Source organism: Thermodesulfovibrionales bacterium (genome assembly GCA_035622735.1).
Classification (GTDB): domain Bacteria; phylum Nitrospirota; class Thermodesulfovibrionia; order Thermodesulfovibrionales; family UBA9159; genus DASPUT01.
The window spans coordinates 1-10047 of sequence record DASPUT010000138.1 but is presented as its reverse complement, the minus strand read 5'-3'; the positions used below and the strand labels follow the sequence as shown (position 1 = coordinate 10047).

10 protein-coding genes are annotated in these 10047 nt (G+C 55.0%); 4 read left to right on the top strand and 6 right to left on the bottom strand.

Features of this window, described 5'->3' with window-relative positions; translation table 11 throughout:
• The 3 genes from VEI96_07490 to nuoB all read left to right on the top strand — a co-directional run.
• A partial coding sequence (locus VEI96_07490; GenBank protein HXX57830.1) for a hydrogenase 4 subunit F occupies positions 1-1090 on the top strand: 1090 nt, incomplete at its 5' end.
• Positions 1087-2658 carry an NADH-quinone oxidoreductase subunit C gene (locus tag VEI96_07485; GenBank protein ID HXX57829.1) on the top strand — a complete coding sequence of 524 codons (1572 nt, stop codon included), beginning with the start codon at positions 1087-1089 and terminating at the stop codon, positions 2656-2658. The genes VEI96_07490 and VEI96_07485, both read left to right, overlap by 4 nt.
• Positions 2655-3161, top strand: a complete 507-nt coding sequence (gene nuoB, locus VEI96_07480) for an NADH-quinone oxidoreductase subunit NuoB (GenBank protein ID HXX57828.1) — start codon at positions 2655-2657, stop codon at positions 3159-3161. Before VEI96_07485 ends, nuoB begins: the two co-directional genes overlap by 4 nt.
• 98 nt (positions 3162-3259) lie before the next feature.
• On the opposite strand, the gene glp is transcribed toward nuoB, so the two are convergent.
• The 3 genes from glp to VEI96_07465 are packed head-to-tail and all read right to left on the bottom strand — an operon-like array spanning position 3260 to position 6733.
• Positions 3260-4501 (bottom strand): gephyrin-like molybdotransferase Glp, encoded by a 1242-nt coding sequence (glp, locus tag VEI96_07475; protein HXX57827.1) that lies wholly within the window; start codon positions 4499-4501, stop codon positions 3260-3262.
• 38 nt (positions 4502-4539) lie between these two features.
• Complete coding sequence (locus VEI96_07470) at positions 4540-5277, bottom strand: zinc dependent phospholipase C family protein (protein ID HXX57826.1); 738 nt, start codon at positions 5275-5277, stop codon at positions 4540-4542.
• Positions 5264-6733, bottom strand: coding sequence for a leucyl aminopeptidase (locus tag VEI96_07465; protein ID HXX57825.1), 1470 nt, complete (start codon positions 6731-6733; stop codon positions 5264-5266). The genes VEI96_07470 and VEI96_07465 overlap by 14 nt, the downstream gene beginning before the upstream one ends.
• A 142-nt stretch (positions 6734-6875) precedes the next feature.
• Here VEI96_07465 and VEI96_07460 point away from each other — a divergent pair, with 142 nt between their 5' ends.
• A complete protein-coding gene (locus VEI96_07460; GenBank protein ID HXX57824.1) occupies positions 6876-7538 on the top strand; it encodes a TraR/DksA C4-type zinc finger protein in 663 nt (220 codons plus the stop codon).
• A 1-nt stretch (position 7539) separates the two neighbouring features.
• Here VEI96_07460 and VEI96_07455 read toward each other — a convergent pair whose 3' ends face one another.
• The 3 genes from VEI96_07455 to VEI96_07445 form a co-directional block, all read right to left on the bottom strand.
• The gene (locus tag VEI96_07455; GenBank protein HXX57823.1) at positions 7540-8343 is read right to left on the bottom strand and encodes an ABC transporter permease; all 804 of its coding nucleotides are present in this window, start codon (positions 8341-8343) and stop codon (positions 7540-7542) included.
• Positions 8327-9316: an ABC transporter permease gene (locus VEI96_07450; protein ID HXX57822.1), complete on the bottom strand. Its 990-nt coding sequence runs from the start codon at positions 9314-9316 to the stop codon at positions 8327-8329. The genes VEI96_07455 and VEI96_07450 overlap by 17 nt, the downstream gene beginning before the upstream one ends.
• A gap of 56 nt (positions 9317-9372) precedes the next feature.
• A partial coding sequence (locus tag VEI96_07445) for an MFS transporter (GenBank protein ID HXX57821.1) occupies positions 9373-10047 on the bottom strand: 675 nt, incomplete at its 5' end.

The window sequence follows — 10047 nt, the reverse complement described above, 5'->3', positions numbered from 1 at the left end:
TCTTCTCACCAACAACGTCGGCATACTCTGGATCGCGATGGAGCTCGCCACGCTCTCGACGGTCCTTCTCGTATCGCTGTACCGCACACCTACGGCGATCGAGGCTGCATGGAAGTATTTCATCCTCTGCGGCGTAGGCATCGCACAGGCCCTCTTCGGGACGGTGCTGCTCTATTTCGCTGCCGAAAAGGTCCTTGGAGAAGGGGGCGAGGCCCTCCTCTGGACGAACCTGAGCAGGGTGAGCGGAAGTCTCGAACCTACGGTATTGTCGCTCGCTTTTGTCTTCCTCATGGTGGGATACGGCACAAAGGTCGGTCTTGTGCCGCTCCACAATTGGCTGCCCGACGCGCATAGCGAGGGTCCGACCCCCATCTCCGCGGTACTTTCGGGCCTTCTGCTCAACATCGCGCTCTATGCACTCGTGCGCTGCAAGGTGCTTGTGGACGGTTCGACGCGCAGTCATCACGCGGGAGATATCATGATGGGTTTCGGCATTCTTTCGATCCTCGTTGCGGCATTTTCCCTCTTGCGGCAGAAAGACATCAAGCGCCTCTTCTCCTATTCTTCCATAGAACATATGGGCATAGCGACCTTTGCCTTCGGCCTGGGAGGCCCCATAGCCACATTCGGAGCTCTCCTTCACATGCTTGTGCACAGTCTCGCAAAGTCGGCGATATTCTTCACCGTCGGCCATGCGTCGCAGATGCATTGGACTCAGGAGATCGACAGGATAAAAGGGCTTTTCAAAGGCAATCCTTTAGTCGGATGGGGGCTGATGTTCGGGGTGATGGCGATAGTCGGTATGCCCCCGTTCGGGATATTCACGAGCGAGTTCCTCATCTTGACGGCAACGATTAAGGATGCTCCCCTCTGGACGCCATTTCTCCTCCTCGGCCTCGGGGTGGCTTTTGCCGCTCTATTCAGGAGGGTCCAGCCCATGGTCTCAGGGGATGTGCCGTCATACCAAAAACCGATGAAGGTGGCGCACGTGCCGGTAATCCTCCATATGACGCTCGTTTTCGCCGTCGGGATTTATCTGCCTGACTTCCTGAATCAATGGTTCCACGCGGCGGTGGAGTTGCTGAAATGAGCATACTGAAAGATGCGTTAGTCGCGTCAGTCGGAGAGGACGTCAGATTCCCTGGGGGGCAGTTCCCCTCTTCAGTAATTTTCTGCATTCTCCCGAGGGAGAAGTTTGTCGAAGCGGCGAAGGCAATGAAGAAGGCTTTTGCCCTGCTCGCAGCGGAATGGGCAACGGACGAATCTCTCTTCGGTAGGGGGTTTGGCATATATGCCTGTTACCGGTGGGGCTCGGAGTATCTCATCGTCAAGACGGAAGTCCCTGCCGATGATCCGACTTTTCCGAGTCTCACAAAGAAATTCGTTCCGGCCTATCGATTCGAACGGCAGATGCACAGCCTCATGGGCGTTACACCCCTCGGGCACCCTGATCTTAGGCCCTGGATAAAATTTGAGGACTGGCCCGAGGACGCATGGCCACTGAGAAAGACCTTTGACGCATCAAAACCGATGGCGAGGGTGAAAGGGGAATATAATTGGGCGCGAGCCGAGGGAGAAGGAGTCTACGAAATACCGGTTGGCCCTGTTCATGCGGGTATCATCGAGCCGGGCCATTTTAGATTTCAGGCGGTGGGCGAGACGGTAATCAACCTCGAGGAACGACTGGGCTATGCCCACAAGGGCATAGAGAAGAGATTTGAATCCCTCTCATGGCAGGAAGGGGCGAGGCTTGCCGGCCGCGTTTCCGGAGACACCACCGTGGCGCACGCACTCGCCTATTGCACGGCGCTGGAGTCGATGAGCGGCGCGATCGTCGCTGAAAGGGCGCACTGGTTGAGAGCACTTATGCTTGAGAGAGAGAGGATCGCGAATCACCTCGGCGACCTCGGCGCCATCTGCAACGATGCTGCCTTCGCCTTCATGCTCTACCAGACGATGATGCTCAAGGAGATGCTTGTACGCACAAACCGGATCCTTCTTGGACACCGCTTCATGATGGACCGCGTAGTTCCCGGCGGCGTTTCAGCAGACATCAATGCTCAGGGCAAAGAAGCGTTGTTGGCCGAGATGGATATTCTCTCAAAGGAGTTTGAAAGGCTCGCGGTGATTTACGATGAAAACTCGTCTCTTGAGGACCGGGTCAGGGACACGGGGATTCTCCTCCCTGAAAAGGCGAGGGAACTCGGCGTGGTCGGCATCGTGGCGCGTGCAAGCGGCCTGAACCTCGACTGCAGGCTGCAGAACCCTTTCCCTCCCTATGATCGCGTCGGGGTGAACGTGCCGGTGCTGATATCGGGCGATGTCCATGCCCGGGCCTGGGTGAGGGTCGAGGAGATAAGGGAATCGATTCGCATCATCCGCGAAATAATCAGAAACCTGCCTTCCGGTGAGATCTCAACGGTAGTTGAACCGCCTGCACCTGGCGTCTCAGGCTTTGCGGCGGTCGAGGGTTGGCGCGGCGAAATCATTTATTGGCTTCAGGCCGGCCCAAAGGGGGAAGTGAACCGGTGCATGGTGAGGGACCCGTCCAGCGTGAGTTGGCTTGGATTGGAGCAGGCAATCCACGGCAACATCGTGCCCGATTTCCCGCTCTGCAACAAGAGCTTTAATCAATCTTATTCGGGGCATGACGTATGATTAGGATACTTCGCCAGATATTCCGCACCGGCATCGTGACTGAACCCCTTCTCCCGGACGTGGAGACGGACATACACGAAGTCGGCGCGAAACTGGAAGAGGCGATCAGGAGACGATTCAGGGGGAGCCTCACGATAAGGCAGGTGGACGCCGGTTCATGCAACGGCTGTGAGCTTGAGATACACGCGATGAACAATGCCCTCTACAATTGTGAAGGATACGGTATCCGCTTCACGGCATCTCCCCGTTTTGCCGATATGCTCCTGGTCACGGGTCCTGTGACACGAAACATGGAGATAGCCCTGCGCAGGACCTATGCCGCTACCCCTGACCCGAAGCTCGTCCTTGCCGTGGGCGATTGCGGCTGCTGCGGCGGTATATTCGGAGAGAGCTACGCATCCCTCGGCGGCATCGATAGGGTCATACCCGTTGATGTTTCTATTCCCGGCTGTCCTCCCTCGCCGATTGCCTTACTGAACGGCATTCTCAGGGCAGTAAGGTGATACGGGACAAAGCCGGATCTATTGATTGAAAAGAGGACTTACCATGGCGAGGGCTCTTTGAAAAGATGGCAGTGAAGATCTCTCGGCGCGAGGATCTTTCAAAAGAGTACGACATCAACCATTTCGCCTTCCTCCAGCCCTCTCACCGGTGCGGGGATGACGATCGTGCCATCGGCCTTCACAAGGGTTCTGATGAGGCCTGATTTCCCGAGGACCGGCACCGCCCATAACTCATTGTCCCTTTCCTCGAGGGCGATCCTGACATGTTCCTCTCTCCCGACGCTCGAAGAGATATTCCTTGCGAGACGGACCCTGATTCTCTTCTGTCCCTGATATTCCTTCTCCTCTCTGCCTGTCAGCATGCGAAGCACAGGCAGAATGAAAACTTCGAAGCAGACGGCCACTGCAGCTGGATGACCGGGAAGACCGAAGACGGGGGTGCCGTCAACAACGGCACCGATCGTTGGTTTTCCCGGCTTCAGCGTCACTCCGTGAAACAATACACCGGGTGAGCCGAGACCTTCTATGATCTCTGCCGTCATGTCCTTTGTGCCTACGGAGCTCCCTCCGGTGATGAGCACCATGTCGGAGTCATCGAGGGACTCCCGGACGACATTTCGTATCTCTTCGTAGACATCTTTGCAGATACCTTTCTTTACAGGAATGCCGCCGTTTTTCCTGATGAGGCCGGCAAGTGTGAATGAATTCATGTCGCGGACCTGTCCCGGACGCACCGCACGCCCCAGCGGAACGATTTCGTCACCCGTGAGAATAATCGAGACCTTCGGTTTTTCATACACCTTCACCTCTTCGATGCCGACCCCTGCAAGCGCGGCTATATCCTGAGACCTGAGCTGGTGACCTTTCCTCAGAAGGACTTCACCCTTCTTCATGTCCTCCCCGGCCGATATCACATTCTCACGGGGGGCTACCGGCTTTAAGACCTCGATCAGACCTCCATCAGCATACTGAGCGTGTTCCAGCATGACAACGGCGTCGGCGCCCTGAGGGAGCATGCCCCCTGTCGCGATTTTTGAAGCGGTCCCCTTAAGAAGCCGGAAGGAGGGTTCCTCTCCCATGAGGATTTCATGACTGACATTCAGGTAAGCGGGCAATCCTTCCGTAGCGCCAAAGGTGTCGGAAGAGGTTACGGCAAAGCCGTCTACGGTGGAGCGGGAAAATCCAGGCAGGTCTTCCGGAGAGAACACGTCTTCAGACAAAATTCTCTGGTAGGCTTTATCAAGCGTGGTAAGGACGGAAGGAGGTTCGCCCGCGATGACATGACGTGTCATGCGTTCCCGGGCCTCGGGAACAGAGACAGCACTCTCCCTGCCCAACATGTCCCGCATAGACGGTCAAGGAAGAGGATACTGTACGGTCACCGAACCCTGCTCACCATCGGATTTTTCTGCAGTACTTCCGAGTTCTCACCGTTGGCGAGGATATCGATGATCCGGTCGATGGATTTCTCGTGAAGCCGTTGAATATTCCTCTTTGTGAGGATGGTAGGATTGTAGGAGTTCCTCTGAATGAAGTCGCCGACCCTCTTCTGATTGAAGCATGACAGCAAGAGCATACCCCTGAAAATACGCTTGTTCGTCTTAAAGGAGAAGACGGCCCGATCAATAGATTTTTCGAGGAAGAGATCGTTCCTCAACTGGACTTTCCTATCTATGCTCATCGCCTGAAACCAGTACCTCCTGTCGATAATGCTGTCCGCTCGCATCTCCACAAGGGTATGTCCCAGGTTCCGCCTCTTCCCCATGAATTTCCCGTGCGCAACGGTGTCGGCCGCGAGATGACTCATATACCCGAGGACAAAGGCCCTCTGCTGATCCGTCTCGGCGGACTCCAAGAGGTTCAACGCCATTTCCCAGCTATGGGGGTTCTTATCCTCGGGAAGAAACTTTTTGCCGATGATGATGTCGGCCATGAGATTTCCGTAGAGATAGTCATGCCGGTACTTCCTGATGAGGGCATAGACGCCGGCCGGCAAGAGAGAGGCGATCGAAAAGACCTCGCTTCCCAGATACATATGGGTGAGCGGGCCCCAGGCGAACGCAAGAGAAGGGATGAAGAACAGAGCAAGGAATACCGATATCTTAAAAATTTTCATCTTTCATCTCCTTTAACAACGTCGAGAGGAGTCGCACCCCCATCCCGGTGGCACCTTTCGGGATGTACGGTCTGTCTTTGTCGGTCCAGGCGATCCCTGCGATATCGAGGTGGACCCAGGGTGTATCACCCGCAAACTCCTTGAGAAAATACGCTGCAGTAACGAGAGACCCTGTCTTCCCCCCGCTATTCTTGAGATCCGCAGGGTCGCTCTTTATATAGTCGAGATACTCCTCGTAGAGGGGCATCTGCCAGACCCGTTCATAGGTCTCGTCTCCTATAGTCTTTAACCTGCTCATCAAACCGTTACTGTTGCCCATCATCGCGGCAGCCTCGTTACCGAGGGCGACAGAGCATGCCCCGGTCAGAGTCGCTATATCTATTATAGCACTCGGATTCAGTTTTTTTGCATACCCTATTCCGTCGGCGAGGACGAGTCTTCCCTCTGCATCGGTATTGATGATCTCGACGGTCTTGCCGGTAATCGTCCTGACGATATCGCCGGGCTTGGATGCGCTGCCGCCGGGGAGGTTTTCGGCCGCGGGAAGGATGCCGACGAGATTGACCGGAAGCGCTGTTTCGGACGCAACCTTTATGAGAGCCAGCACCACGGCTCCGCCTGCCATGTCATACTTCATTTTTTCCATCCCTTCGCCCGGCTTGATCGAAATGCCCCCGCTGTCGAAGGTGATGGATTTGCCGACGAACACGATCGGCGACCCGACCCCGCCCCGGTAGGTGAGAACAATGAATTTTGGCGGTTCATCAGACCCCTGCGCAACGGAGAGAAAGGCCCCCATCCCTTCCTGTTTGGCTTCCGCCCTGCCGAGCACCCTCACCGATACGCCGTTCTTGGCCAGTGTCTTTGCGATCTTCGCAAGAGCCGACGGCGTCATATCATTCGAAGGCGTGTTGACAAGGTCTCGCGCGAAGTGCACAGCTGACGAGACGGACTCGATCCATGCAAGCGAATCGACCAGTGACTTGTTCGTCTTTCCCAAGAGGGTAAGCCTTTCCGGGCCGTTGCCGTTGTTCTCTTTCTTATATTTCCTGAACTTGTAGAGGGCAAGAAGGAAACCTTCAATGAAGGGCTCCGGTGAGCGCTTGAGGGAGAGTATGTACCGAGAGGAGAGCGAGACGTTTTTTACTCCCGTATCCGAGAGGCATGTGGCGGCTCTGCCCCCTGCCTGTCGCAATTTCTCCGACGTCACCTCTTCCTTTTTCCCGAGGCCGACGAGGAGGACCCTTGCGGGCTTTATCCGGTCAGACGTATGGAGCAGGGAGGTCTGATTCTGCTTTCCTTTGAATTCTCCGGATGATCTGACCCCCTGGATGAGGCCATGGAGGGCAGCATCGATCTCTCTGTAGAGACCGGCATGTTCCCCCTCGCAGAGCGGCAAAATAAGGGCGTCGGAAGCATATCCCGTTTCTGCTATGTCCCGGATGATGACGTTCATAGGGCCAAAAAATGTTCCCCCTAAAGTTTATCACAAACGGAGCCGCCGGGAAAGATTAATGCGTGATCTGCGGGGAGACAAATCAGTTGACGAAGCCTCTTCTTTTATGGTAGCTTTAAAAATTCTATTTCGAGGAGATGGTATGTCGACCAAGAAACCACGGAAGGGACAGAAGAAAAACGTGTCGAAGAGGCCTGCCAAGAGCCCTAAGAAAGCGGCATCGTCAGCGGGTCCTTCGAGGCGGACAACGACTTCAAAGAAGAAGCTTGGGGGAAAGCAGAAAACTACAGCTGCGGTGAAGGTCGGAAGGACGGTGAAATCCGTGAAGAAAGCGGATTCCGCGAAGAGGACTGCCCCTGTCAAGAAGGTCAAAGTAATCAACAACGGTAAAACGTTAACTCGTTCGCAGGGAAAGGCGGCGACAGAAAAAAAACAGAGGCTGTCACCGAGAGAAAGAATGCTCCAGGAGATAAGGAAAAAACTGATCGAGCAGAAGGTCGCGCTCCTCTCGGAAGCGGAAGAGGCACTCAATGTCCTGCCCGGTCAGACGATCTTTCCCGACCTCGGCGACCAGGCGAGTGCGGAGATAGACAGGAATTTTATGTTGCGTCTCAGGGGAAGAGAACAAAGGCTGCTCAAGAAGATCGAAGAGGCGATAGAGAAGATCGAGAGTGGTTCCTTCGGCATCTGCGACGTCTGCGGCGAGGTAATCGATATGAAGCGACTCGAGGCGAGACCCGTAACAACGATGTGCATTTCCTGCAAGACCGAGCAGGAAGAGGAAGAAAAGACCCGGGGCTACTAGTCTACCCCTGTATCTTGAGGCCGTACCTGTCCCTCCAGATATCTCCGAGCATATTAAAAGAGAGCGATGTCACGGTTATGGCAAGTCCGGGGAAGATGACCATCCACGGCGCAGAAACGATGAAGGCCCGGTTTGCGCTCACCATGGAGCCCCAGCTCGGCGCCGGGGGTTGAGCACCGAGTCCGAGAAAACTGAGGGAAGCCTCGGCAAGGATGTACCCTCCCAGCTTTAATCCGGTCATAACAATGACGAGGGGAATGCATTGGGGAAGCAGGTGCACAAAGAGAACCCTTCTCGAGCTGCAGCCTATCGCCGTCGCCGCTTCGATGAAGGGCGCGCTCCGTAAGGACAAGACATGTCCTCTCACAAGCCGCGCAAAGGATGCCCAGCCCACGGACGCAATCGCTATCATGACGGTATAGATACCGGGCGGGAGGATCACCGACACGCCTATTGCGAGGAGGAGCGACGGAAAGGCGAGGATGAAGTCAACGACGATCATGATCGCCGTATCGGTCCTCCCCCCGAGATAACCCGATACGAGGCCGATCAAAAGGCCGATGACCATGGAGAGAAAAGCCGCCGCAACAGCGACGGAAAGGGAAATTCTTCCGCCGTAGAGGACCCGCGAGAAGATATCCCTGCCCTTATTGTCGGTGCCGAAGAGATGTTTTGCGTCCGGAGGTATTTTCAGCTCATCGAGATTTATCTCATCAGGGTCGTACGGCGCTATGATGGGAGCAAGGATTGAGGCGACCGATACGAGAAGCAGCAGGGCGACGATACCCTTACTCAATATCCGCATAAAGCCTCACTCTCGGATCGAGGTAGTGGTAGGCGATGTCGACAGCGAGGTTGATGAGGACGTAAACCGTCGTGCCGACAATGATGCAACCCATAATCACCGGATAGTCCCGTTTGATAATTCCTTCCATGGCGTACCTTCCGATGCCGTCCCATGCGAAAATCGTCTCCGTGAGCACCGCGCCGTTCAGGTAGCTCCCGAAATCGAGACCGATCACGGTCACAAGGGGAAGCAGGGCATTCTTGAAAACATGAATGAAAAGAACGTTCTTTTCCCTCAGCCCCTTCGCTCGAGCCGTCCTCACATAAGGCATGTGGACGAGGTCTATGAGCGTCGTGCGTGAAATCCTCGTCAGCGTTGCGAGCGCCGGAAGTGCGAGGGTGAGCGCCGGCATAATGAGGAACCGTATGCCTCCCATGCCCGCCGGAGGGAGCAGCCGCAGCTTCAGACTGAAGAAGAGCATGATGAGGAGTCCGGACCAGAATACGGGAAGGCTCAAACCGATAACGGACAAGACCGAGACCGTCCGGTCGATTACGGTTCCTCTCCTTAAAGCCGAGAGAAAACCGAAGATGATGCCTGCGGGAACCGCTATGGTCATCGCACCCACAGCAAGGAGCAAGGTATTAGGGAATTTGATAAGCAAGTCCTCGGCGACCTTTCTGTTCGTATAGTAGGAACGCCCGAACTCACCCTTCAGGAGGAGTTTGATATAACCCGAATACTGGATGAAGAATGGTTTATCGGAACCGAGCTCCTTGCGGATCCTCTCGATCACCTCGGGCTTTGTCCTTTCCCCCATCAGGCTCAGCGCCGGGTCACCCGGAAGGGCCTTCGTCAGGGAGAACGTGAGGAGCGTAATACCGAGTAAGAGCGGTATGAGGAGAAGGATCCTCTTGATGATATATCGCTGAATGACTTGACTCTCTTTCTGCGCCTGATTCGCAGGGAATTCTGCCGTTGCCCAGACCATTCTAAAGAAATCTTCTCTGAAAAATCCAGTAGGGTCGGAAGATCCCGGCTATTGTTTTACCGTGATTCTCTCGTCGCAGCCATAAAGACGATGAAGAGAATACATGAGAGACAGGCCGTGCAGGCCCCATAGTAAAAAGTAGCCGACGGCGAAAAATGATCCCAGAGCCATCCGCCTGCGAGACTTGCGGGAAACATCGCGAGGCCGACCGCGGTGTGATAGAGACCAAAGGCCGTTGCCTTGAAATCAGCCGGTATCATGCCGGCAAGAAATGCCTTTTGCGTGCCGTCCGTAAGTCCCATGAAGACTCCGTAGAGCGCGAACAATACCCATACCGTCGCAGTTCTCTCCACCATCGCAAACCCGAAATAGACGACAGCGAACAGGATAAATCCGGCGAGTATCACCCTTTTCCTTCCGAATCTGTCAGCCACGATACCTGCCGGGACCGCGGATAAAGAGTAAATAACGTTAAATACCAGATAGAGCATCGGTATCGTGTGCGAGGGTATCCCTGTCTGCCGGGCCCTGAGTATCAAAAAGACGTCACTCGAGTTTCCGACCGCGAAGAGCGTTGCGATGAGGACGAAGAACTTGAATCTCCAGTCAAAGTGCCTCAACGACAATTTCGGCCTTTCCGAAGAGAGAGGAGACGATCTTTGCTTCTCTTTGATGAAAAGGATGATGAGAAGCACCGCGATGATTCCCGGTATCATCGACAGCCAGAAGAC

Excerpts from the sequence above, each read along its gene's own strand:
- VEI96_07465 (HXX57825.1), bottom strand. The coding sequence starts at position 6,733 with ATGAACGTCATCATCCGGGACATAGCAGAAACGGGATATGCTTCCGAC.
- VEI96_07450 (HXX57822.1), bottom strand. The coding sequence starts at position 9,316 with ATGGTCTGGGCAACGGCAGAATTCCCTGCGAATCAGGCGCAGAAAGAG.
- VEI96_07485 (HXX57829.1), top strand. The coding sequence starts at position 1,087 with ATGAGCATACTGAAAGATGCGTTAGTCGCGTCAGTCGGAGAGGACGTC.
- nuoB (HXX57828.1), top strand. The coding sequence starts at position 2,655 with ATGATTAGGATACTTCGCCAGATATTCCGCACCGGCATCGTGACTGAA.
- VEI96_07455 (HXX57823.1), bottom strand. The coding sequence starts at position 8,343 with ATGCGGATATTGAGTAAGGGTATCGTCGCCCTGCTGCTTCTCGTATCG.
- glp (HXX57827.1), bottom strand. The coding sequence starts at position 4,501 with ATGTTGGGCAGGGAGAGTGCTGTCTCTGTTCCCGAGGCCCGGGAACGC.
- VEI96_07460 (HXX57824.1), top strand. The coding sequence starts at position 6,876 with ATGTCGACCAAGAAACCACGGAAGGGACAGAAGAAAAACGTGTCGAAG.
- VEI96_07470 (HXX57826.1), bottom strand. The coding sequence starts at position 5,277 with ATGAAAATTTTTAAGATATCGGTATTCCTTGCTCTGTTCTTCATCCCT.